This window comes from Salmonella sp. 32070601201500089SM (assembly GCF_017573605.1).
Lineage (GTDB): Bacteria > Pseudomonadota > Gammaproteobacteria > Enterobacterales > Enterobacteriaceae > Salmonella > Salmonella enterica.
This window is the reverse complement of the sequence record NZ_JAGETK010000001.1, coordinates 529955-554088: the sequence shown is the minus strand read 5'-3', so window position 1 is coordinate 554088 and position 24134 is coordinate 529955. Positions and strand designations below refer to the sequence as shown.

Below are 24134 nucleotides of genomic sequence, written 5' to 3'. Positions count from 1 at the left end.
ATCGTCTTATTTCGTCGAGGGTAGCGACTGATAAGCGAACGCTGTCCGGCTGCATATACTCACTGAATCGTGCAAGCCCAACTATTTTACGTTCACCCCGTCATATTACATAGAAAATATATGACAACACTCACAAAACTATTTTCCCCTTCTGTAAGCAATTAATATTTAACACATTGGCTGCGCTTCTGATTATTGACATTCATTTGGGGTTACTTCCGGTTGACCGCATAATCTGTGATTGAATTCACCGCATGACAACATTGCCATAAATACAATTCAACTCACTACCCGGAGGCAATATGTTTAAAGAAGAAAGACGTCATGCCATCATTAATTTACTGATAAAGGATAATAGTGTTAGCGTCAGTAAACTTTCAGACCTTTATAAGGTTAGCCAGGAGACTATTCGTTCCGATCTACGCTATTTCCAGAAATCAGGTATGCTTCAGCGTTGCTATGGCGGAGGGATTTTAAACCGTGACGCGCTGAGTAAGCTTATCACTGAAAATAAGATTGATATCTCCAGCACTATCGCCACGCCAATCCATCAGGATGCAAAACTGCACCGGGAAAACACAAAAAAAGCAGGCAAGGTGTGTGTTTTAGGCTCATTCAATATTGATGTTTCAGCAACCGTGCCGTGGTTTCCACAAAGCGGAGAATCCATTCTGGCCAGTCAATTTGGATTCTATCCTGGCGGTAAAGGAGCCAACCAGGCTTTAGCGGCAAACAATGCCGGCGCTGCGGCACATTTTATTTTTAAAGTGGGCAAAGATCAGTTCAGCGCATTTGCTATGAATCATATTATTCAATCAGGTATCGCCTCATACAGCGCGTATCAAACAGATAAAGCGCCCACCGGTAGCGCATTGATCTATGTCTCCGCCGTGGATGGCGATAATATTATCGCCATCTACCCTGGCGCCAATATGATGCTCACCACGCAAGAGATTAATGAGCAACACCGTTATATCGCCGAGTCTGACGTTATGTTAATGCAGCTCGAAACGAACATTGAAGCGTTGACTGAATTTATTCGTCTGGGCAAACAAGAAAATAAAATGATCATGCTGAATCCTGCCCCCTATACGAAACAAGTGACGCATTTATTATCTGATATTGACATCATCACGCCGAATGAAACTGAAGCCTCTTTTTTATCCGGCGTAACCATTACTGATATTAATGATGCGAAAAAAGCCGGAAATATTATTCTGCAATCCGGGGTGAAAAAAGTCATCATTACCCTTGGCGCCCGTGGTTCTCTGCTCTGTGAGCACGCCCGCACGTTGTATATTCCTGCATGGAGCGCCGTGGTAAAAGATGCTGCTGGGGCCGGTGACGCTTTTAATGGCGCCTTAGCCGCCGCGCTGGCGCGACAAGCAGATATGGTCGCAGCCATTCAATATGCCTCCGCTTTCGCTTCTCTGGCGGTGGAACAAGTCGGTGCGTCGAGTATGCCTCAGCACTTGCAGGTTTTACATCGAATGCGTACCCAATCTAATAAAGTCATTAACATTAATTAACAGGTGACATAATGAAAATTTTATTTATTGGCGAATCATGGCACATTCATATGATTCACTCTAAAGGTTTTGATAGCTTTACATCGAGCAAATATGAAGAAGGCGCAGACTATTTATTATCCTGCTTGCGCCAGGGTAATATCGATGTAGACTACATGCCTGCCCATATTGTGCAAACTCGTTTTCCACAAACTGCCGAAGCATTAGCCTGCTATGATGCGATCGTCATCAGTGATATCGGTAGCAATACGTTCCTGTTACAAAACAGAACGTTTTATAATATGGACATTATTCCTGATGCATTACAACTTATCGCAGATTATGTTGCTGAGGGCGGCGGTCTGTTGATGATCGGCGGGTATTTATCCTTTACGGGAATAGAAGCAAAAGCCAATTATAAAAATACGGTTCTGGCAGAGGTATTGCCGGTTGATATGCTGGATGTAGATGACCGCGTAGAACTACCGCAAGGATGTAAAGCAGTAAATACTGCGGTAGAGCATGTTATTACCCAGCCATTTAGCGAATGGCCGCCGCTGTTGGGCTATAACAAGCTTATCGCCAAAGAAAATAGTCAGGTCCTTGCTGAAATTAATGGCGATCCACTGTTAGTTATGGGTACTTACCATAAAGGGAAAGTATGTTGCTTTGCCAGTGATTGTTCGCCGCACTGGGGAAGTCCGCAGTTTCTGCAATGGGAACATTACGCCACCTTCTGGTGTAATGTTTTACACACAATAAAAAAATAATATTATCCAGGCGAATATAAATTTCGCCTGCCCTGCCACACACTGAGTCATTAAGAATATGAATGATACTTATCTCTATGGCGAAATGTTTTCTGAAAACATATTGACAAGCTATCGGATTTATGGAGACAGAAAATCATTGCTCACGCCGCTCATTATCCTTCACGGCGGCCCTTCTGGCGGCTTTGATTATTTATTAAATTATCGCCGTCTGGCTGATGACGGGCGCATGGTAATATTTTACGATCAATATGGTTGCGGTCGTTCAACGCATTTTCCTCATGCCGACGCGTCTTTCTGGACTATTGCGCGTTATCTCCGTCAATTAACCCAATTAATTCATCACCTGGGTATTGGACACGGGTATTCGATACTGGGACATTCCTGGGGCGGAATGCTTGCCGCAGAGCACGCCTGCTTACAGCCTGCCGGGCTTCGCGGGACGATACTGGCCAGTTCGCCGGCCAGTATCGCCCTGTGGCAACAGGAAGCCATACGGCTCTTTAACGCTCTGACGCCAATGTCCGATGACGATATCAAAAACGTCATTATGCCCGCCGTCATTTATCAAAACCCACCGGAACAGCTGGTCGCTTATTATGCCAGGCACGTTTATACCCTCGCGGAAGAAGCCGTTCATGTTCAGCGATCTAATGCGCAGTTCGCCGCCGACCCTACGGGTTATCACATTTTATGGGGAACCAATGAACTGGCGGCAAATGGCAAACTTGCCGACTGGGATATTACGCCCCATTTGTGCCAGATACGCTGTCCTGTTCTGGTACTGCGCGGCGAAAACGATCAGGCAACCGAGCGCGTCGTCTCTCCGCTGCTCTCTCACATTTCAGACTGCCGCGCGGTCACTATTCCCGGCAGCAGCCATAACCCGCATGAAGAAAATATCGCGCCCTGCCTCGCAGCGGTAAGCGCGTTTTTACGCGATCTGGCATAAAAAGCCATTAAGGTATTTATCATGAAAAAAGTCAAAAAATTGTCTCTTACCGATTTAGTGCTTTATGGTCTGGTGTTTATGGTGCCTATCGCGCCAGTCTCTCTTTATGGCGTTGTTTATAATCTTTCGCACGGTATGGTTGCGCTGGTTTATATTATTGGCGCGATCGCGATGTTTTTTACCGCGTACAGCTACTCTACCTTATCGCAGCATATCTCCTCGTCGGGTTCGGCCTATGCGTATGCTGGCGTATGCATTAATCCCGCCGTAGGGTTTCTGACCGGATGGATATTACTGCTGGATTATCTTTTGTTCCCTACGCTCGTAGCGGTGCTGGGCGGCGTCGCGGTCCACGCTATTTTACCGCAAATCCCGGTCTGGGTCTGGCCGTTGATTTATGTGGCTATTGGCACCGGAGTCAACTATCTCGGGATACAGCAAACGGCGAAATTCGATAAGTTACTGGTCTTTATTCAACTCGGTATTCTGGCGATTTTCGTGCTACTCATTGTCCGTCTGATGCTGCTGGACAGTAGTCAGATAACGCTTTCCTTCCGGCCTTTTTTCGATTCACAGTGGTTCACCCCAGGGCTCATCGCGACGGCGATTTCGGTGGCTGCGCTGAATTTTCTCGGCTTTGACGCTATCAGTACATTAAGTGAAGAAAGCGAAGGCGGGGGACGCGCCGTCAGTAAAGCAACGCTGTTGGCGTTAGTTTTGGCGACGGTACTGTTTATTATCGTTGTGGCGTTTGCGGCGTTCGCCACCGGTAACGTCGACCGCTTCGCGGAAGGTAATGCGACGAATGAAGCATTTTTCACCATTGCCGGCAACGTTGGCGGTATCTGGCTCAAAGTGGCGTTTTCCATCATTGTGGCGTTTGTGTGCGCCGTCGGCAACATTATTACCGCGCAAACGGCGGTGTCCAGAGTGTTATTTTCAATGGGGCGCGACCGAATGTTGCCCGCCTTCCTCGCTCACGTCCATACCACGCGTAAAACGCCGGATTATGCCATTCTGTTTACCGGCGGCGTCACCCTGCTGCTCAGCTACCTGTTTTCCGGCAAGATTGAATCTATCTCCACGCTGGTGAACTTTGGCGCGCTTTTCGCTTTTTTTGTCGTGAACCTGTGTGTGTTTGTCCTGTTCAATTTCCGGATGAAAGCCCAGCGGCGCATTTTCGCCCATGTCATTTCGCCGATCATGGGGATGATCGTCATCGGCTACGTCTGTTTAAACATGAACATTCACGCTCTGATACTCGGAATTAGCTGGGCGGCCATCGGGATAGCGATTCTGTGCTATCGAAAAGCACACAACCAAAACATCGCCATCGACCTGGAAGGCAAAAAGTTGCTCGATTGACATTATGCGCAACAACACCCGCTGTTGCGCAACGCCGCCCCTGTTCGGGCGGCGTTATCGCCAGCGACATCGTAAACAGCGTAATAACAAACCGTTGTGGATCTGCACAGATGTCTTTTGAAACAGGGTTTTCATTTTCCTTTTTTGTAAATATCAGCGTATAATGCGCGCCAATTGTCTCTTGAATGGTTTCAGCGCATTGGACTGTAAAACTCAACGACTAAAATTATCCCCTTCCCGTTGGGCTGAAACGCGAGCACACATTCCTCTGCACGCTCTTTCGATGTCACCTATCCTTAGAGCGAGGCATCATCACTTTAGCAACACAGGCTTAGCTTCCGGGCCGTGCGCGCCCGAAGCCAGATTTCCATATCCTCCTCAACTTAAAGACTAAGACTGTCATGAAAAAGACGAAAATTGTTTGTACTATCGGTCCGAAAACCGAATCCGAAGAGATGTTAAGCAAAATGCTGGACGCGGGCATGAACGTGATGCGTCTGAACTTCTCTCATGGCGATTATGCAGAACACGGTCAGCGTATCCAGAACTTGCGCAACGTGATGAGCAAAACTGGTAAAAAAGCCGCTATTCTGCTTGATACTAAAGGACCAGAAATCCGCACCATTAAACTGGAAGGCGGTAACGACGTTTCGCTGAAAGCGGGCCAAACCTTTACTTTTACCACCGACAAATCCGTGGTCGGTAATAATGAAATCGTTGCCGTCACCTATGAAGGCTTCACCAGCGACCTGAGCGTTGGCAACACCGTCCTGGTTGACGATGGTCTGATCGGTATGGAAGTGACCGCCATCGAAGGCAATAAAGTCATTTGTAAGGTGCTGAACAACGGCGATCTGGGCGAGAACAAAGGCGTTAACCTGCCGGGCGTTTCTATTGCTCTGCCGGCGCTGGCTGAAAAAGACAAACAGGACCTGATCTTCGGTTGTGAACAGGGCGTTGACTTTGTTGCGGCGTCCTTTATCCGTAAACGTTCTGACGTTGTCGAAATTCGCGAGCATCTGAAAGCTCACGGCGGCGAAAATATCCAGATTATCTCTAAGATCGAAAACCAGGAAGGCCTGAACAACTTCGATGAAATTCTCGAAGCTTCCGACGGCATCATGGTTGCGCGTGGCGACCTGGGCGTAGAAATCCCGGTTGAAGAAGTGATTTTTGCGCAGAAAATGATGATCGAAAAATGTATCCGCGCACGTAAAGTCGTGATCACCGCGACTCAGATGCTGGATTCTATGATCAAAAACCCGCGTCCGACCCGCGCAGAAGCAGGCGACGTTGCGAACGCCATCCTCGACGGTACGGATGCGGTTATGCTGTCCGGCGAATCCGCAAAAGGGAAATACCCGCTGGAAGCCGTTTCTATCATGGCGACCATCTGCGAACGTACCGACCGCGTCATGAACAGCCGTCTGGACTACAACAACGACAGCCGTAAACTGCGCATTACGGAAGCAGTATGCCGCGGCGCGGTAGAAACCGCCGAAAAACTGGAAGCGCCGCTGATCGTGGTAGCGACCCAGGGCGGTAAATCCGCTCGCGCCGTGCGTAAATACTTCCCGGACGCCACCATCCTGGCATTGACCACCAATGAAGTGACCGCCCGTCAGTTAGTACTGAGCAAAGGCGTGGTATCGCAGCTGGTGAAAGAAATCAATTCTACTGATGATTTCTACCGTCTGGGCAAAGATGTCGCCCTGCAAAGCGGCCTCGCCCAGAAAGGCGACGTCGTAGTGATGGTCTCCGGCGCGCTGGTTCCAAGCGGCACCACTAACACCGCCTCTGTTCACGTACTGTAATAATTGTTGTGTGAATTAATTTGTTTAAAAAAGCGCCCTTCCGGCGCTTTTTTTATTTAATCGATAGCCACTATTAATAAAAAAATCAAATCGGATTTTACTATCTAATTGCGGATTATCTAAGAAGAATCCGATGGAAGCCCCCTGTTTTCTTTCGGTTTTTTAGGGACTTTCATGCATTTCGATGCTTCTTTGAGCGAACGATCAAAAATAAGTGCATTCCCATCAAAAAAATATTCTCAACATAAAAAAGTTTGTGTAATACTTGTAACGCTACATGGAGATTAACTCAATCTAGAGGGTATTAATAATGAATCGTACTAAACTGGTACTGGGCGCGGTAATCCTGGGTTCTACTCTGCTGGCTGGTTGCTCCAGCAACGCTAAAATCGATCAGCTGTCTTCTGACGTTCAGACTCTGAACGCTAAAGTTGACCAGCTGAGCAACGACGTGAACGCAATGCGTTCCGACGTTCAGGCTGCTAAAGACGACGCAGCTCGCGCTAACCAGCGTCTGGACAACCAGGCTACTAAATACCGTAAGTAATAGTACCTGCGTAATAAAAATGGCGCACATCGTGCGCCATTTTTTTTACCCACATAACCACACAAAGTATAATGTTATTGTTATGAACCGTACTAACCAGCTGATCTTAGGTGCAGTAGTTCTGGGTTCCACGTTACTGGCAGGTTGTTCAAGCAACGCTAAAATCGATCAGTTGTCTTCCGATGTACAGACGCTGAGCGCTAAAGTTGAGCAACTGAGTAATGACGTAAATGCAATGCGTTCCGACGTTCAGGCTGCTAAAGACGACGCAGCTCGCGCGAACCAGCGTCTGGACAACAAAGTAGTATCCCACGTCCGTAAGTAATTTGACGCACGATATAAAATGGCGCACATCGTGCGCCATTTCTTTACCCACATAACCACTCATAATATAAGGATATTATTATGACCCGTACTAACAAGCTGATCTTAGGTGCAGCAGTTCTGGGTTCCACGTTACTGGCAGGTTGTTCAAGCAACGCTAAAATCGATCAGTTGTCTTCCGATGTACAGACGCTGAGCGCTAAAGTTGAGCAACTGAGTAATGACGTAAATGCAATGCGTTCCGACGTTCAGGCTGCTAAAGACGATGCTGCTCGCGCGAACCAACGTCTGGACAACAAAGTATTCCGCATCTGTAAATAATTTGACGCACGATATAAAATGGCGCACATCGTGCGCCATTTTTTTGTCCGTCGTTTGCTGCGAAGGCTACTGCGTCGCGCGCGTTTGCCCCTCTTCCCCGACAAAACCGTTCTGAGCGGATTCGACTGCGGTCGTATTTACCGCTGGCGTCTGCCCGGCGCTCACGCTGACTGGATACCCGGCTCGCCGGTATAGCGCCTTATCGACCAGGCGACTATCCACCCCTTGCGCGTTTCTGAACGCGGTAAATTCCGCAGGCAACACGTAGGGCATCGTCTGCACGTTTTGCTCTTCTTCCGGCGATAGCGGCCTGTGTACCTCTACATAACGAATGCCATTCGGCTCGACAGAGAATTTCACCGGCTGGTTAATCACTTTTACCGGCGTCCCCGTTCTGACCTGCGCAAATAACGCTTTGATGTCCGGCGCGTTCATGCGAATGCAACCGGAACTCACGCGCAGACCTACGCTATCCGGCGCGCTGGTGCCATGAATGAGATATTCCCCATTACCGTGCGCCAGACGCAGCGCATAGCGTCCCAGCGGGTTATTTGGCCCGGCAGGGATCACCGGCGGCAGCGTGATCCCTCGCTCAAGCGAACGTTGGCGTATGCCCGCCGTCGGCGTCCACGTCGGGTTGGGGATCTTTTGCCCTATCCGGGTGTCCATGACGGGAGTTTCCAGTCCCTGCAAACCGATGCCGATGGGATACACCTGAACGCGGTTTTCTCCCGGCGGGTAATAATACAGCCGTAGCTCCGCGAGGTTGACGATAACGCCTTCCCTGGGCGCATCCGGCAATAGCATCTGCGAGGGAATGGTAATTAGCGTACCGGGCTTAGGCACCGGCGCAATCGTATTGTTCGCTTCAAGAATGAGCATCGCCGCTGTATCAAAACGCCGGGCGATAGCCTGCAGATTTTTATCACCTTCCTGTACGGTATAGGTTTGATTCTGACCAATAAGACGGCTGCCTTCGGGCGGTAATGGATAATCAACCGCCCAGGCTGCCTGTAACGCGCTATACGCGCCGATAATAGTTAGCGTAATGAAAGACGCACGTTTCATACCAAACCTCCTGTATTCCTGGTGATGCCCTCTGCGACGACTGGTAGCGCTTCGCTTATCAGAACAACAAAATATACGCTCTGTCCACTCTGGATAAAGCGACGTCGCCGTCCGACAAAGGATTTGACATCAGGTAGAACGCTGTCTGTACAGTTTAGCTAAGAGTGGCGGCCTTAGCGCGAATTGCGCGAATCATTGCTTCCAGCCCCTGAGAACGAGAAGGCGTGAGGTGCTGCGTAAGCGCCATTTTTTCGAACCATGGCCGGACATCAAAATGCACAATATCCTGCGCCGTCATTTGGTGGTACAAAATAAATACCACCGCCATAAGGCCCTTAACGATCGCCGCGTCGCTGTCGCCCTGCAATTCGATAATGCCGTTGGCGTTTCGCCGCATCACGATCCACACCTGGCTCTGACAGCCATGAATCGTATTTTGCGGATTGCGATCCTGCGGATTTAACTCCGCCAGGCGCTGCCCCAACTCAATAATATATAAATATTTCTCTTCCCAATTAGCGCAACGCGTAAAGTTACGCAGCAATTTTTCTTTATCCGGTAGCGCAGCCATAAAACCTCACTGTTATCCCAATAAGCGGTGGATACGCGTTAATCCTGCCACCAGTCGGTCCACTTCTTCATGGGTGTTATACATCGCCAGCGAAGCCCGGCACATTGCCGGCACGCCATACCAGGCCATGAGCGGCATTGCGCAGTGATGCCCCGTTCGTACCGCGATACCGTAATTATCAAGAAAGCTGCCGACGTCGTAAGCGTGGTGTTTACCCAGATTAAACGCGATGACGCCCAACCGCTGCGCCGGGCCATACAGCGTGATATCAGGCACCTGCGCCAGTTGCTCCAGCGCATAGCGCATCAGCATCTGCTCATAATCGCCAATCTTATCCAGTCCCAGCGACGTCACATAATCAATCGCCGCGCCGAGACCGATGATGCCGCCAGTATTCGGCGTTCCCGCCTCAAAACGCCAGGGCGCTTTCGCCCATGTCGTTCCCTGCGTCAGGCTGACGGTCGAGATCATCGACCCGCCCCCTTCCCACGGCGGCATTTCTTGCAGCAACGCCTCTTTAACATACAGAATGCCGATGCCGGTCGGCCCGTAAAGTTTATGGCCGGAGAAAACGTAAAAATCGCAGTCCAGCGCCTGGACGTCAACAGCATGGTGCATCACGGCCTGGGCGCCATCCACCAGCACTTTCGCCCCATGCTGGCGCGCCAGCGCAATCATGTCCGGCAGTGGGTTTTCCGTCCCCAGCACATTGGAAACGTGGGTAATGGCCAGCAGTCGGGTCCGGTCATCGAACAGCGCAGCTAAGGTCTCCAGCCGCAGAGTACCGTCAGGATGCAATGGGATCACGCGCAGTTCAGCGCCTTTGCGCTCGCACAGCATCTGCCAGGGAACGATGTTGGCGTGATGCTCCATCTCGCTGATGATAATGTTATCCCCGGCGCGAATATTTTCCGTTCCCCAACTGTTGGCGACAAGGTTAATGCCCTCCGTCGTACCGCGCACGAACACCAGTTCTTCTGCGGAGCGGGCGTTAATAAACCGCGACGCCTGCTTACGCACATTCTCCATGCTTTCGGTCGCCTGCGCGCTTAACGTATGGATACCCCGATGTACCGCAGCATAGCCGTGACGGTAGAAGGCAGATTCAGCATCAATCACCTGATTAGGTTTTTGAGCGCTGGCTGCGCTGTCCAGGTAAGCCAGCGGCAGGCCGTTAACTTCACGCTGCAGTATGGGAAAATCCGCCCGTATTTTTTCTACAGGAAATGTCATACCAGGCCTCCGGGCAGTCGCTGGCCGATTCGCGCCAGCACCTGCTGTTTAAGGGCGCTATCATGGATAGCTTCCGTTAACTCTGCGGCAAACGCGTAAAGAATCATGTGCCGCGCCTCCTGCTGCCTGATGCCGCGTGATTGCAGATAAAACATCTGCTCATCGTCAATACGCCCGATCGTCGCGCCGTGGCTGCACTTCACGTCATCGGCATAGATCTCTAATTGCGGTTTGGTATCGACTTCGGCCAGTTTCCCCAACAACAGGTTATTATTGGTCATCTGGCCGTCGGTTTTAATGGCGTGTTGCGCCACGTTAATCAGGCCATTAAAGACCGCGCGTCCTTTGTCGCTGACGATGGTCTTGTGCAACTGGCGGCTGTTACAGTAGCCTTTGTTATGTTCCAGCCATGTCCGCGTATCGCAGACTTCATTTTTCACCGGCATCGCCAGACTATTCAGTCGAAGCGTCGCGTTTTCACCATTCAGTTGTGAGCTGCTGTGGTGACGTAGTACTGCGGCGCCCAGCAGAAAACTGTGGCTAAACGCCGAGGCGTCTGTCGCCAGCAGAAGATCGTTATGCGCAAAGTGATAGCTGGACGCATTTTCAAACGCCAGTTTGATATGACGCAGTTGCGCATTGTCTGCAACGTTCATCGTCAGACGCGCGCCGGTAAAATGTTTTGCCGCTGTAAGGCTGACATAATGCTCAATAACCGTCGCTTCCGCGCCTTCCGCCAGCGCCAGATGGTGGCGATAATGCGCGGTGTTCAGCTCGTCGCCATCCACGCCCTGCGTGATATGCATTAACAGTAGCGGCCTGGTCGGACGCTGATTTCGCCGTACCTGTATATACGTGACACATTGCGCCAGGCTTTCCGTCAGATGCAGAAAAACCTCGGGATGTACCGGCGCGGCAAGCGTCTGGCGCTCATCCCTGACGCTAACGTCAAATCCGCTGTTTTGCGTGCTATCACTGAGCTCTGGCATAAACCGACCATCGACAAACACCAGCCGCACGGCATCGATTTGCAGCGCCAACGCATCACGCTGTGCGACGCTGATAGTCGCACACTGCTGGATAAACTGGCTATGGGTTAAGCCCTCCAGCGGCGTGTATTTCCAGTCTTCATGTTTACGCGTCGGCAATCCCAGACGTAACATCTGTTGTAAATGTTGTCTTGCCTGCTCAGTTCGACTTTCTCCTTTTTCTTCAAAGAGATGTTGCCATTGCTGTAGCGCTTTACTGCTGTTCGGTAAGCCAGCCATAACCCTGCTCCTCCAGTTGTTTGACCAGAGTAAAATCGCCGGAACGGACAATTCGCCCCTGATAGAGGACGTGGACGTAATCGGGCTTGATGTAGTCCAGTATGCGCTGATAGTGGGTCACGATAATAAAAGCGCGTTTATCGTCGCGTAACGCGTTGACGCCTTCCGCCACAATTTTCAACGCATCGATATCCAGTCCGGAGTCCGACTCATCAAGGATGCACAGTTCCGGCTCCAGCACCGCCATTTGCAAAATATCATTGCGCTTTTTCTCCCCGCCGGAAAAACCGACGTTTACCGAACGGGTCAGCAAATCTTCCGGCATTTTCAGCAATGCGATCTTTTCTTCCATCAGATCCTGAAAATCAAAGCGATCCAACGACGTCTGCCCGCGGTAGGCGCGCACGGCATTCAGCGCGGTTTGCAGGAAAAACTGGTTACTGACGCCGGGGATTTCTACCGGGTACTGGAAGGCCATAAAAATCCCTTCGCCCGCCCGTTCCTCCGGCGACAGTTCAAGCAGATCTTTACCTTTGAACGTAACCGAGCCGCCGGTGACCTCATAATCTTCACGTCCCGCCAGAGTGGCGGAGAGCGTGCTTTTCCCGGAACCGTTCGGCCCCATAATGGCATGAACTTCGCCGGGGCGAATCTCCAGATTCAGGCCACGCAAAATCGCTTTTTCTTCCACACTGACCTGTAAATCTTTAATGCTTAACATGGTTTTTCCTTCATCATTAACCGACGCTGTGCTCAAGGCTAATCGCCAGCAGTTTTTGCGCTTCAACGGCGAACTCCAGCGGCAGTTCCGAGAAAACGTCTTTACAGAAACCGTTGACGATCATCGAAATAGCGTCTTCTTCGCTGATACCGCGTTGCAAACAATAGAAAAGCTGATCTTCACCGATGCGTGATGTTGTCGCTTCGTGCTCCAGCTGCGCGCTGTTATTGCGGCATTCAACATACGGGAACGTATGCGCGCCGCAGTCCGCGCCAATCAACATGGAGTCGCATTGGGTGAAATTTCGGGCGTTGGTTGCCGTCGGCATAATTTTTACCAGCCCACGGTAGCTGTTCTGGCTGTGGCCGGCGGAAATGCCTTTTGAGATAATGGTTGAGCGCGTGTTTTTACCGATATGGATCATTTTGGTGCCGGTGTCAGCCTGCTGATGTCCACTGGTCAGCGCAACGGAATAGAACTCGCCGATAGAATTATCACCGCGCAGGATACAGCTCGGGTATTTCCAGGTAATCGCCGAACCGGTTTCCGACTGGGTCCACGACATCTTGCTGTTTTCCCCTTCGCACAACGCCCGCTTGGTCACAAAGTTCAGAATGCCGCCCGTGTTGTTGTCGCCCGGGAACCAGTTTTGTACGGTGGAATATTTTACTTCAGCATCTTTATGGATGATGACTTCCACTACCGCGGCGTGGAGCTGATAACTGTCGCGTACGGGCGCGGAGCAGCCTTCGATATAACTCACATAGCTGCCTTCATCCGCCACCAGAATCGTGCGCTCAAACTGACCGGTTTTCTCGGCGTTAATGCGAAAATAGGTGGATAACTCCATTGGGCAACGCACGCCTTTGGGAACATAGATAAATGTCCCATCGGAAGCGACTGCCGCATTCAGCGCGGCAAAAAAGTTATCGTTCCCCGGCACGACGGTGCCAAGATATTTCCTGACCAGGTCAGGGTGATCGTGTATCGCTTCGCCAAAAGAACAGAAAATAATGCCCTGTTCCGCCAGTTTTTCACGGTATGTGGTCGCTACGGAGACCGAGTCAAAAATCGCATCGACGGCGACCTTTTTCCCTTCGCGAACTGGAACGCCAAGTTGCTCGAAGGCGTCTTCAACCTCTTTACTCAAAAAGGTATTCGCGCCCGTTTGCTGTACGGCTCCCGGCTGGGAAACGCAGTTATCGTCGCAGTTTCCGCATGATGGCGCAGAGTAATAGCTGTAGTCCTGATAGTTCAGTTTATCGTAGTGCGCTTTCAGCCAGTGCGGTTCATCCATGTCCAGCCAGGCTCTATAGGCATTGAGACGAAATTCCAGCATCCACTCAGGTTCGTTACGCTTTGCGGAAATCGCGCGCACCACCTCTTCGCTAATGCCTTTTGCCAGTTCATCAGTGGGTAGTTGCGTGAAAAATCCTTCTTTGTAATTAAGGCGTCCGCCTGTCCAGATGCCGACCTCTTCCGTTGCTTCAGTGTTACGAGACATAGTACCGCCTATACCCCAAAACTTTCGCCGCAGCCGCATTCATTCTGGGCTTTGGGGTTATGAAATTTAAATAACTGGTTCAGCCCTTCCTGTACGTAATCCACTTCTGTTCCGTCAATAAAAGGCATCGCCTGTAACGGTGCGAAAAGCTTTGCGCCTTCGGCTTCAAAAACCAGATCGTCTTTATCCGGCTCCCGAACGGTATCCAGAACATAGCCAAATCCGGCACATCCCGTCTGTTTTACGCTTAACCGCACGCCCAACATGCCCGGCTGCTTTTCTGCCAGCTCACGTATGTGCGCTGCCGCCGCTGGCGTTAGCGTCAGCCCTTGCCAGGGGAAGTCCTCCGGGTTAAACGTGTCTGAATGCAATTCCATAGAGTTACCTCGCGTTCTAAATCACCAGGATATAACAGCATGTTAGTGATAATGATTATCACTTCAACCCCTTAACCGCAGGGGCTTTCCAACAAATGGTCATATTGAGCGCCTTTTATTAAGCATAGACCCTGTCCGCCAGGTCATACGACAGACAAAAAACAACTTAACTTTTTGATAAGTAATGGTTTATAAGATATTAACCGTTCTGACAGGTCAAAAACGAAAAGATGTATAGAAAATGACTATTTAATTAATAGGCTGTCGACATTGCCGGGCGGCGAGGTCAGAACCCCATTTTTTGTATGGATACCTGGCGTTGCGCTCTTTATAATCCGCTGCGGTTCTATAACTCAGTTTGAGCTATAGGTTTATGTAAACTCTTTCCGGCATTTCAGGTGCTGAATGAGGCAAGAGGCTTAAAATATGGTTGTTACGCTCGCGTATATCGTACTTTTTTTGGTTTTCTCGTGGGTCATCTTGAGAATTAATCAAAAAAGCGATTCCCTGTCGAAAAGCGTTTTTATCGCTATCTTTTTAGGGGCTGTTATTGGTTTATCCCTACATTTTATTTCAGCAAATCACACTAAAACTATTATCGAATGGTACAGCATCGTCGGCAATGGTTACGTCCACCTGCTAAAACTGGTCGCTATACCGCTAATTTTTATTTCTATTCTTTCCGCCATCAATAAACTGGAAAATAGTGCCGGCATCGGAAAAATGTCGCTGACGATCGTCGGATGCATGTTATGCCTGGTGATGGTTGCCGGTTTTATCGGATTACTGACCGCTCATGTGCTGGGGCTTGACGCCAGCGCTTTTGTGCACATGCCGTCAATGTTAACTACAGAAGAAGTCAATAAGACTGCCGCGGTGTCGATTCCCCAGTTAGTGACATCGCTGATCCCGACTAATATTTTTCTTGATCTTACGGGAGCCAGAAGTGTTTCCGTTATCGGCATCGTTATCTTCACGCTAATAGCGGGGATCGCTCTGTTAAAGGTCAAAAAAGAGGCGCCGGAAGAAGGTCAGAAATTAAGCGCAGGCATTAACGCTATTCAGATATGGGTCATGAAGATGGTACGTATCGTTATTGCATTAACGCCCTATGGCGTCATGGCATTAATGACTACCGTATTTTCATCATACCACTTTGAACAATTCGCCAGCTTACTTGGTTTTATCGGTGCCTGTTACATCGCGATTTTTATGATGTTTATCGTGCATGCCATCTTGCTGATCCTCAGCGGTAATAATCCAGCGCGTTATTTCAGAATGGTGTGGCCCGTCTTAACCTTTGCGTTTGTTTCCCGCAGCAGCGCAGCCTCTATCCCGCTGGCCATTTCCGCCCAGGAAAAATTTGGCGTACAAAGCACCATTGCCAATATTTCCGCCTCGTTTGGCTCCAGTATGGGGCAAAATGGCTGCGCCGGGATTTATCCGGCTATTATGGTAGCGATGATTGCGCCCACCATCGGCATTGATCCGCTCTCGCTGCATTTTCTGGCCGCGATGTTGCCTGCCATTGCGCTAGGGTCTATTGGCGTAGCCGGCGTCGGCGGCGGTGGTACGTTCGCGGCGCTGATTGTCCTGTCGACGTTGAATTTTCCCGTTGCGCTGGTCGGTATTTTTATTGCCATCGAACCTATCGTTGATATGGCCCGCACGGCACTGAACGTTAACGGATCGATGATGTCAGGTGTGCTGGCTAACCGTATTTTGAATAATCATACGGCTGACGACATGCCAGCGGTTATTGACAGACCTTAGTTTTTTACGCGCCCGGAAAAGAAAAACCCTTAAGTCTGTTCAATACAGGCTTAAGGGTTCCGGCCCCATCCGGCGCTTATCTCCGGCACTCTTAATGGCTTAGCTCTTGAAGGGGCATAAGAATAATCTCATAAAGAACGCGCGCCTTTTTAGCACAAATGGCGATCTGTATTTTTTTTAAACAAAATCAAGGGGGCTATCTATTATCTGGGGACAGTGTCTGGTGAGATTGCCTGGTAACATAGCCGGATGGCGGCTAACGCCTTATCCGGCCTACACAGACTTTATTAATGCACGCCCAACCGCCAGGCGAAATAGATCTCTTCTTTCAGTTCGGTTGCAGAGAGGGTGAGGAGATCGGCAAACTCTAACTCCAGCTGTTTTAAACGCTTCAAATACTGCGCGGGAGAAAGTTCGGTTTTATCACGGCGTAAAAATTCAATCGCCAGTTGGGTCGGGTCTAAATCAGTAGACATATCATCCTCGCTTATGTGTAAACGTGCACAGTATATCACCTTTTTCTGCGCACATTTTGACCAAAAGCAATATGCATCACACTTTTATGGTGACAACGTCACACAATCGCCGTAGTAAGACGCGAAGAACAGCACAGACATCCCTGTTCATCAAAGATCTCTATCTGCCAGACCTGATGGCGAGCCCCGGTATGCAACGCTTTACAGACGCCTCGTACGCGCCCCTGACGCGCCGACCGTACATGGTTGGCATTCACCTCCAGCCCCACCACCTTTTGCTCCCCCTGCGTACACAGATAGCCTGCGACCGAGCCGATACTTTCCGCCAGCACCACAGACGCTCCGCCATGCAGCAAGCCGAACGGCTGTTTGGTGCGATGATCGACGGGCATTGTCGCTTCCAGCGTATCGTCCCCAATACGCTCAAAGCGGATATCAAGCAGGCCAACCATATTCCCTTCCCCCATCGCATTAAGCGCATCGAGGGTCACTTCACGTTTCCAGATCAACCTATAATCTCCAGTAATGCCTGCAACGGGTGACGCACGCCCGTACCTTCAATGCGTTTAACCTGGCTTCGGCAGGAATAGCCGGTTGCCAGGCAACGGTTTCGCGGTAGACGTTGCATCGCCTGATGCCAGGATAGCTCATAAATTCCCAGCGAATTTTTATGATTGGTGAGTTCATGTCCATAAGTGCCCGCCATACCGCAGCAGCCTACGCTGACATTTTCCAGCTTCGCGCCAAAATGGGCAAAGATGGCGGCCCACTGCGCAGGCGCGCCGGGTAAAGCCGTGACTTCCGTACAATGACCAAAAAAGTACCACGGTTCGCCGCTCACCTCGACGGACAGTCTTGCATTTATTTCCTGCGCCAACCATTCATTCACCAGCAACACATGAAAATCGCCGCGCTGTTCGCCCAGCGCCAGTTTGTATTCGTCGCGATAACACAGAACCAGTGCCGGATCGACACCCACCATCGGCATCCCCAACGCGGCGATCCGATTAAGGAACTCAGAGGTTTTTTTCGCCGTTTTCGCAAAGCGATTAAGAAAACCTTTAATATGCTGCGCCTTACCATTCGGCGAGAACGGTAACAATACCGGCCTCCTGCCCAGTTTTTCCGCCAGGCGGATAAAGTCCGCTACGACCCGAGCGTCGTAGTAGCTGGTAAACGGGTCCTGAACCACCAGTACCGTTTTCGCTTTTTGCTCGGCGCTCATGCGCTCCAGTTGCTCAAGCGTCATATTGGCAGACGGATGGCCCACCAGTTGCTGTTGCAATGAAGGGGCAGAAAGCAGAGGTAAATCCACCATACCGATATGTTTTTTCGCCAGATTGCGAACCATCGGTTGGTTAATAAAAAAGTTAAAGGTCTTTGGCGCACGCGCCATCAGCGGCGCGTAGGTCTCGACCGTCGCCACCAGATGATCGCGTACCGGACGCAGATAACGCGTATGGTAAAGCTGTAAGAAACGTGAACGAAACTCCGGAACATCGATTTTAATCGGACACTGGGTCGTACAGGCTTTACACGCCAGACAGCCGGACATGGCCTCTTTAACTTCATGGGAAAAGTCATACTCGCCTTTGCGTTTGTGCCAACTATTCCGGGTGCGGGCAATCAGCGTGCGTAAGCTGGCGCGTTTTTCCGGCAACTCCTTTTCCAGCTTCAGCGGATCGACGCCGCGATCGGCCAATAGACGGAGCCATTCCCGTACCAGCGTCGCCCGCCCTTTCGGCGAGTGGATCCGGTTAAGGCTAATTTTCATCGACGGGCACATCGGGCTTTTCGCATCGAAATTAAAGCACAGGCCGTTACCATTACACTCCATAGCGCCGCGCCAGGTCTGCCGTACCGCCAGCGGGATTTGCCGATCCCAGGTGCCGCGTTTTACCGCATCCACCTTCATCATCGGCGCCTCTATCCCTTGCGGCGGACAGATTTTACCCGGGTTAAGTCGATTATGCGGATCAAAAGCCGCTTTTATTTTGCGCAGCTCGCCATACAGGACTTCGCCGAAAAAGGCTGGGCTGTATTCCGCACGGAAACCTTTTCCATGCTCGCCCCACAACAGCCCACCGTATCTGGCGGTCAGCGCGACGACCTCATCGGAGATCTGTTTCATCAACAGTTCCTGCTGCGGATCGCACATATCCAGCGCCGGACGCACATGCAGCACCCCGGCATCCACGTGGCCGAACATGCCGTAACTTAAGCCATGACCATCCAGCAGAGCGCGAAATTCGGCGATGTAATCGGCCAGATGTTCAGGCGGCACGCAGGTATCTTCCGCGAAAGGAATCGGTTTGGCAGCGCCTTTCGCATTACCCAGCAGCCCTACCGCTTTTTTACGCATCGCGTAAATACGCTCAATACCCGTCAAATCGGTACAAAGTTGCCAGCCGATCACGCCCGCTTCCGCACGTGCCATCAGGCCATCCAGCCGGTGGCACAGCGCCTCGACCTGTCCGTCAATAAGCGCTTCATCGTCACCCGCAAATTCCACGATATTCAGGCCAAGCATCTCTTTATCCGGCACATCGGTAATCAATTCGCTAACGGAGTGCCAGACAATATCTTCCCGCGCGAGGTTAAGGACTTTGGAATCGACCGTCTCGACGGATAAGGCGCGCGCATCAACCATAAAAGGGGCGTTACGCAGCGCGGAATCAAAGGAGTCGTATTTTACATTTACCAGACGGCGGACTTTGGGTATCGGGGTAATATCCAGCCGGGCTTCAGTAATAAACGCCAGCGTCCCTTCCGACCCCGTTAAGATGCGGGTAAGATCGAAGCGGGTCATGTCATCGTTAAAGACGTGGCGTAAATCGTAGCCTGTCAGGAAACGATTGAGCTTTGGAAAGCTATCGAGGATAAGTTGACGGTTTTCCAGGCAGGACTGATAGACGGTCTGATAGATGCGGCCTGGCATCGTCGTGTTTTCACCCAGCGTCCGGGCAAGCTCTACGGGCATCGATTGCGTGTCAAGGATATCGCCCCCCAACAATACGGCCCGTATGCCTAAGACGTGATCTGACGTTTTCCCATAGACCAGCGAACCCTGACCAGAGGCATCGGTATTAATCATACCGCCAAGCGTGGCGCGATTACTGGTGGAAAGTTCCGGCGCAAAAAAATAGCCATACGGCTTTAACGCCTGATTAAGCTGATCTTTTATCACCCCCGCCTCTACCCGCACCCATCCCTCTTCAGGATTAATTTCAATAATGCGGTTCATATAGCGGGACATATCAACAATAATGCCCTGGTTTAGCGCCTGGCCATTCGTGCCAGTACCGCCGCCTCGAGGGGTAAATATCAGCGACGTAAAGCGCGGCTCCGCCGCCAGACGGGCAAGAAGCGCGACATCCGCCGTAGAACGGGGAAACACAACAGCATCGGGAAGAAGCTGGTAGATACTGTTATCGGTCGACATTGTCAGACGGTCGGCATAGCTGGTTGCCGTATCGCCCGTAAACCCTTGCTGCTCCAGCGCCTGCAAAAAATTGAGCACCAGCTGAACGACGCCGGGTGCCTGAGAAATTTGTGGAATCATTATATTGACCTTTTCCTGCGGTCTATGTTGTGAACGGTGGCGCCCAACCCGGCGAGCGCGAGCGGTCTACGCACAGGAAGGGATGCTTAATCGTTTGCGTGTTGCGTTATTTGTTGTATCACATTTTTTTCCTGTGCGCCCAACAGAATTACATGCAGAATCGGCCTGTTAAAAACCGCTGAAATTGCTCATCATTATAGGGTGTGGTTTGCATGTTCACGTCGCGCCAACGTTCTGGCGCAAAGACAAAGGTGAAAAGTATTTATGGTAAATGTTCGTCAGCCCAGGGATATTGCGCAAGTGCTGCTATCGGTGCTGTTTTTAGCCATCATGATTGTGGCCTGTTTGTGGATAGTACAGCCTTTTATTTTGGGGTTTGCATGGGCAGGTACGATTGTTATCGCGACCTGGCCCGTTTTGCTGAAATTACAAAAAATATTGTGGGGACGCCGCTCGCTTGCCGTACTGGTCATGACGCTGCTGTTAGTGCTGCTCTTCGTTATTCCCGTCGCCTTGCTGGTGAACAGCATTGTCGACGGTAGCGGCCCGCTCATCCATGCAGTGACCGGCGGCGATATGACGCTACCCGATCTGGCATGGTTAAATAATATTCCGTTAGTTGGCGCCAAACTGTATGCCGGATGGCATAGCCTGCTGGATATGGGCGGTAGCGCTATTATGGCGAAAGTGCGGCCTTATATCGGCACAACCACGACCTGGTTTGTCGGTCAGGCGGCGCATATCGGACGCTTTATGATGCACTGCGCCCTGATGCTGTTGTTTAGCGCCCTGCTTTACTGGCGCGGCGAACAAGTGGCGATGGGAATACGTCATTTTGCCTGTCGTCTCGCGGCTAAACGCGGCGATGCGGCGGTTCTGCTGGCTGCCCAGGCGATTCGCGCCGTGGCGCTTGGCGTGGTGGTCACCGCGCTGGTACAGGCGGTACTTGGCGGCGTCGGTCTGGCGATTTCCGGCGTGCCTTACGCTACCCTGTTGACGGTAGTGATGATCCTTTCGTGTCTGGTTCAGTTGGGGCCGTTGCCGGTATTGATTCCAGCCATTATCTGGCTTTACTGGACAGGCGACACCACCTGGGGCACCGTGCTGCTGGTTTGGAGCGCCGTCGTCGGCACTCTGGATAACGTGATTCGCCCGGTACTCATCCGCATGGGCGCCGATTTACCGCTGCTTCTGATCCTTTCCGGGGTAATCGGCGGCCTGATTGCATTCGGTATGATTGGTCTGTTTATTGGACCGGTGCTTCTGGCCGTGACCTGGCGTTTGTTCTCCGCATGGGTACATGAAGTTCCGGCGCCGACGAATGAACCAGAGGAGATCCTTGAAGAGTTGGATGATATCGAGGAAGCCAACAAGCAGTCATAATCCCGTCGGGCGGCATCGCCGCCCGATGCTTTAGCGACGTTTATCAATTCAACGCACACTCCATTTTGATTCGCCCGTCTGTTCCCCGCCGCATCTCATTTCTGTCGCAAATCCGTTACAGTTTTTAAACTATTGAGACGAATCTGATCGACGCAAAAAGTGCTCATGCCTACTATTAGCACACGGTTATAAATCAACACATTGATTTATAAGCATGGAAATCCCCTGAGTGAAACAACGAATTGCTGTGTGTAGTCTTTGCCCGTCTCCTACGATGGGCTTTTTTTTTAACTTTTTTCGCCGCATTGTTACATAAGCCAGCTCCCGTTTTCCTTCAACACCGCGATATCTGCAACGAACAAATAATATTGCACAAAATAGTGTGATTCTGTTCAAGTCGAAACGGTGTCGGTGGTGCTATTTATAGCATCACTTTTTTCATATAAAAGCCTAAAAAATGATGAACGCGTTAGAACTACAAGCACTACGGCGTATTTTTGATATGACGATTGAAGAATGCACAATCTATATCACCCAGGATAATAATTCGACAACCTGGCAACGATGGGAAGCTGGCGACACTCCCATCTCTCCAGAAATCATTGCCAGGTTAAAGGAAATGAAAGCCAGGAGACAGCGACGAATTAACGCCATTGTTGACAAAATAAATAACCGCATCGGCAATAATACAATGCGTTACTTCCCTGATTTATCTTCTTTTCAGTCCATTTATACAGAGGGGGATTTTATCGAGTGGAAAATTTATCAATCTGTTGCTGCCGAACTTTTCGCACATGATCTGGAGCGGCTGTGTTAGACGTAAACTTTATCGCCGCATCGTATTGATACCGGATAGAAAACCACACAATCACGACATTGACTTGTCACCCTATCCAATATGCTTCCTGCCTGTGTATACCACTGTAATGTTCAGGCGGCATCTCTGAGTCAGATAATATGAAAAATCGTTATTTCCCTACCGCTGTAGGGTTGTATTTTAATTACTTTGTACATGGCATGGGGGTTATCCTGATGAGCCTGAACATGTCATCGCTTGAACAGCAATGGCATACCAGTGCCGCAGGCGTATCTATTGTGATCTCTTCGCTTGGTATTGGCCGGCTAAGCGTTTTGTTAATCGCCGGTATGCTTTCCGATCGCTTTGGTCGCCGTCCTTTTATCATTCTGGGGACCGCCTGTTACCTGATTTTTTTCATTGGCATTCTTTATGCTCAGACGATTTTTGTCGCTTATGCCTGTGGCTTTTTAGCGGGTATGGCCAACAGTTTTTTAGATGCAGGTACCTATCCCAGTTTGATGGAAGCCTTCCCTCGCTCCCCCAGTACGGCAAATATTCTGATCAAAGCATTTGTCTCTGGCGGGCAATTCTTGTTGCCCATTATTATCAGTTTATTAGTCTGGGCTAATATGTGGTTTGGCTGGTCCTTCCTGCTTGCCGGGGCGATCATGCTTATTAATGCTCTGTTTTTATTACGCTGTCCTTTTCCACCCTATCCTGGTCGGATATTGAAGCCCAAAATCTCGCAAGCGCCTGTCACAGGCGTACATCATTGCTCCCTCATCGATCTTATCAGCTACACCCTTTATGGCTATATCTCGATGGCAACCTTTTATCTTATCAGCCAGTGGCTGGCGCAGTATGGACAGTTCGTCGCAGGAATGTCGTATACCCAATCCATCAAACTGTTAAGTATTTATACCTGCGGATCGCTACTGTGCGTTTTTATTACTGCCCCGCTGGTCAGAAAAACAATTCGCTCTACCACATTATTGATGTTTTATACCTTTATCTCTTTTATTGCGCTTCTGACGGTCTGCCTGCATCCTCAGGCCTATGTTGTTATGATCTTCGCATTCGTCATTGGATTCTCTTCCGCCGGTGGCGTAGTACAAATCGGCCTGACGCTGATGGCGGCCCGTTTTCCACAGGAGAAAGGTAAAGCGACCGGCATTTATTACAGCGCCGGCAGTATCGCGACGTTCACTATTCCGTTGATCACAGCGCGGATTTCAGAAATGAGCATTGCACATATTATGTGGTTTGATACCGGTATCGCCGCAGCGGGATTTCTCCTCGCGCTGTTCATCGGTTACCGAAGTCGGGCTGAATCACAACATCACGCTGTAGCAGCGTCAACTGCACAATAAATGTTAGCGTGCCAGTTGCAATATTATTGCCTTGCTATGCAAAATAAAACGTTAGCCATTATCACCGGGAAACAAAAAATGTAATTTTCGTGTTAATTATTATTCATTATCTTCACACTTATCAGAAAAATTGCGATGAGCATCACGAGTTATATGTGTTAAACAACAAATTCGCAGCAATTTTTATATTTCCCGGCTAACAAATAAAATGCTATCAATGCAATAAACCTGGCATTTTAAACGCCATGTTATGTACATATAACGACAATACCGACTTATAGTGTTACTGAACAATCGCTGCATGTAGTAAAGCAGTAATAAGCAGGACATTGAATCAAACCATCAGCAAGGAGCTGTGAACAAATGTCTCAGAACAAGGCTCGCAACATGCCATATTTGCTGGCTGTTATCTGCATTTATTTTAGTTA

22 protein-coding genes and 1 other RNA gene are annotated in these 24134 nt (G+C 50.1%); 13 read left to right on the top strand and 10 right to left on the bottom strand.

The window, feature by feature from the left end; genetic code table 11:
• Positions 1-302: 302 nt before the first annotated feature.
• The 8 genes from J4728_RS02715 to J4728_RS02680 all read left to right on the top strand — a co-directional run bounded on the left by J4728_RS02715 (position 303) and on the right by J4728_RS02680 (position 7601).
• A complete protein-coding gene (locus tag J4728_RS02715) occupies positions 303-1529 on the top strand; it encodes a PfkB family carbohydrate kinase (RefSeq protein WP_208211078.1) in 1227 nt (408 codons plus the stop codon).
• An 11-nt stretch (positions 1530-1540) separates the two neighbouring features.
• A complete protein-coding gene (locus J4728_RS02710) occupies positions 1541-2278 on the top strand; it encodes a glutamine amidotransferase (protein ID WP_000697187.1) in 738 nt (245 codons plus the stop codon).
• Between the two features lie 58 nt (positions 2279-2336).
• Positions 2337-3230, top strand: a complete 894-nt coding sequence (locus J4728_RS02705; protein WP_001000508.1) for a proline iminopeptidase-family hydrolase — start codon at positions 2337-2339, stop codon at positions 3228-3230.
• Between the two features lie 21 nt (positions 3231-3251).
• Positions 3252-4595 (top strand): APC family permease, encoded by a 1344-nt coding sequence (locus J4728_RS02700; protein ID WP_208211074.1) that lies wholly within the window; start codon positions 3252-3254, stop codon positions 4593-4595.
• Between the two features lie 401 nt (positions 4596-4996).
• On the top strand, positions 4997-6409 hold the full coding sequence (pykF, locus tag J4728_RS02695; protein ID WP_000751447.1) for a pyruvate kinase PykF: 1413 nt from the start codon (positions 4997-4999) through the stop codon (positions 6407-6409).
• Positions 6410-6719: 310 nt separating this feature from the next.
• Positions 6720-6956 (top strand): murein lipoprotein Lpp, encoded by a 237-nt coding sequence (gene lpp / locus J4728_RS02690; protein ID WP_001082307.1) that lies wholly within the window; start codon positions 6720-6722, stop codon positions 6954-6956.
• Between the two features lie 82 nt (positions 6957-7038).
• Entirely contained in the window at positions 7039-7281 is a 243-nt protein-coding gene (locus J4728_RS02685; RefSeq protein ID WP_001521603.1) for a major outer membrane lipoprotein, read from the top strand.
• A gap of 80 nt (positions 7282-7361) precedes the next feature.
• Complete coding sequence (locus J4728_RS02680; RefSeq protein ID WP_017465453.1) at positions 7362-7601, top strand: major outer membrane lipoprotein; 240 nt, start codon at positions 7362-7364, stop codon at positions 7599-7601.
• Between the two features lie 66 nt (positions 7602-7667).
• Here the strand turns inward: J4728_RS02680 and J4728_RS02675 are convergent, their stop codons facing one another.
• The 7 genes from J4728_RS02675 to sufA all read right to left on the bottom strand — a co-directional run bounded on the left by J4728_RS02675 (position 7668) and on the right by sufA (position 14343).
• Positions 7668-8669 carry a L,D-transpeptidase family protein gene (locus J4728_RS02675; protein ID WP_000817059.1) on the bottom strand — a complete coding sequence of 334 codons (1002 nt, stop codon included), beginning with the start codon at positions 8667-8669 and terminating at the stop codon, positions 7668-7670.
• 154 nt (positions 8670-8823) lie between these two features.
• Entirely contained in the window at positions 8824-9240 is a 417-nt protein-coding gene (gene sufE / locus J4728_RS02670; RefSeq protein ID WP_000729470.1) for a cysteine desulfuration protein SufE, read from the bottom strand.
• A gap of 12 nt (positions 9241-9252) precedes the next feature.
• Positions 9253-10473, bottom strand: a complete 1221-nt coding sequence (gene sufS, locus J4728_RS02665; protein WP_064043041.1) for a cysteine desulfurase SufS — start codon at positions 10471-10473, stop codon at positions 9253-9255.
• The gene (gene sufD, locus J4728_RS02660) at positions 10470-11741 is read right to left on the bottom strand and encodes a Fe-S cluster assembly protein SufD (RefSeq protein WP_080209776.1); all 1272 of its coding nucleotides are present in this window, start codon (positions 11739-11741) and stop codon (positions 10470-10472) included. Before sufD ends, sufS begins: the two co-directional genes overlap by 4 nt.
• Positions 11716-12462 carry a Fe-S cluster assembly ATPase SufC gene (gene sufC, locus J4728_RS02655; protein WP_000948904.1) on the bottom strand — a complete coding sequence of 249 codons (747 nt, stop codon included), beginning with the start codon at positions 12460-12462 and terminating at the stop codon, positions 11716-11718. The genes sufD and sufC overlap by 26 nt, the downstream gene beginning before the upstream one ends.
• 16 nt (positions 12463-12478) lie before the next feature.
• Entirely contained in the window at positions 12479-13966 is a 1488-nt protein-coding gene (gene sufB / locus J4728_RS02650; RefSeq protein WP_000089376.1) for a Fe-S cluster assembly protein SufB, read from the bottom strand.
• 8 nt (positions 13967-13974) lie between these two features.
• Positions 13975-14343, bottom strand: coding sequence for a Fe-S cluster assembly scaffold SufA (gene sufA, locus J4728_RS02645; RefSeq protein ID WP_000418970.1), 369 nt, complete (start codon positions 14341-14343; stop codon positions 13975-13977).
• Positions 14344-14769: 426 nt separating this feature from the next.
• Here sufA and J4728_RS02640 point away from each other — a divergent pair, with 426 nt between their 5' ends.
• Positions 14770-16116: an L-cystine transporter gene (locus tag J4728_RS02640; protein WP_000261873.1), complete on the top strand. Its 1347-nt coding sequence runs from the start codon at positions 14770-14772 to the stop codon at positions 16114-16116.
• 287 nt (positions 16117-16403) lie between these two features.
• On the opposite strand, the gene J4728_RS02635 is transcribed toward J4728_RS02640, so the two are convergent.
• The 3 genes from J4728_RS02635 to J4728_RS02625 form a co-directional block, all read right to left on the bottom strand.
• A complete protein-coding gene (locus tag J4728_RS02635; protein ID WP_001537749.1) occupies positions 16404-16592 on the bottom strand; it encodes a YdiH family protein in 189 nt (62 codons plus the stop codon).
• A 98-nt stretch (positions 16593-16690) separates the two neighbouring features.
• Positions 16691-17101 carry a 1,4-dihydroxy-2-naphthoyl-CoA hydrolase gene (menI, locus tag J4728_RS02630; protein ID WP_208211071.1) on the bottom strand — a complete coding sequence of 137 codons (411 nt, stop codon included), beginning with the start codon at positions 17099-17101 and terminating at the stop codon, positions 16691-16693.
• On the bottom strand, positions 17098-20154 hold the full coding sequence (locus J4728_RS02625) for an FAD-binding and (Fe-S)-binding domain-containing protein (RefSeq protein ID WP_000612907.1): 3057 nt from the start codon (positions 20152-20154) through the stop codon (positions 17098-17100). Before J4728_RS02625 ends, menI begins: the two co-directional genes overlap by 4 nt.
• Before the next feature lie 264 nt (positions 20155-20418).
• On the opposite strand from J4728_RS02625, the gene ydiK reads away from it, so the two are divergent.
• The 4 genes from ydiK to J4728_RS02605 all read left to right on the top strand — a co-directional run bounded on the left by ydiK (position 20419) and on the right by J4728_RS02605 (position 23706).
• Positions 20419-21537 (top strand): AI-2E family transporter YdiK, encoded by a 1119-nt coding sequence (gene ydiK, locus J4728_RS02620; protein ID WP_000248615.1) that lies wholly within the window; start codon positions 20419-20421, stop codon positions 21535-21537.
• A gap of 182 nt (positions 21538-21719) precedes the next feature.
• Positions 21720-21827, top strand: an RNA gene (rprA, locus tag J4728_RS02615) — antisense sRNA RprA.
• 167 nt (positions 21828-21994) lie between these two features.
• Complete coding sequence (locus tag J4728_RS02610) at positions 21995-22354, top strand: YdiL family protein (protein WP_000980459.1); 360 nt, start codon at positions 21995-21997, stop codon at positions 22352-22354.
• A 140-nt stretch (positions 22355-22494) separates the two neighbouring features.
• Positions 22495-23706 (top strand): MFS transporter, encoded by a 1212-nt coding sequence (locus tag J4728_RS02605; RefSeq protein WP_000797670.1) that lies wholly within the window; start codon positions 22495-22497, stop codon positions 23704-23706.
• The last annotated feature ends 428 nt before the right edge of the window (positions 23707-24134 follow it).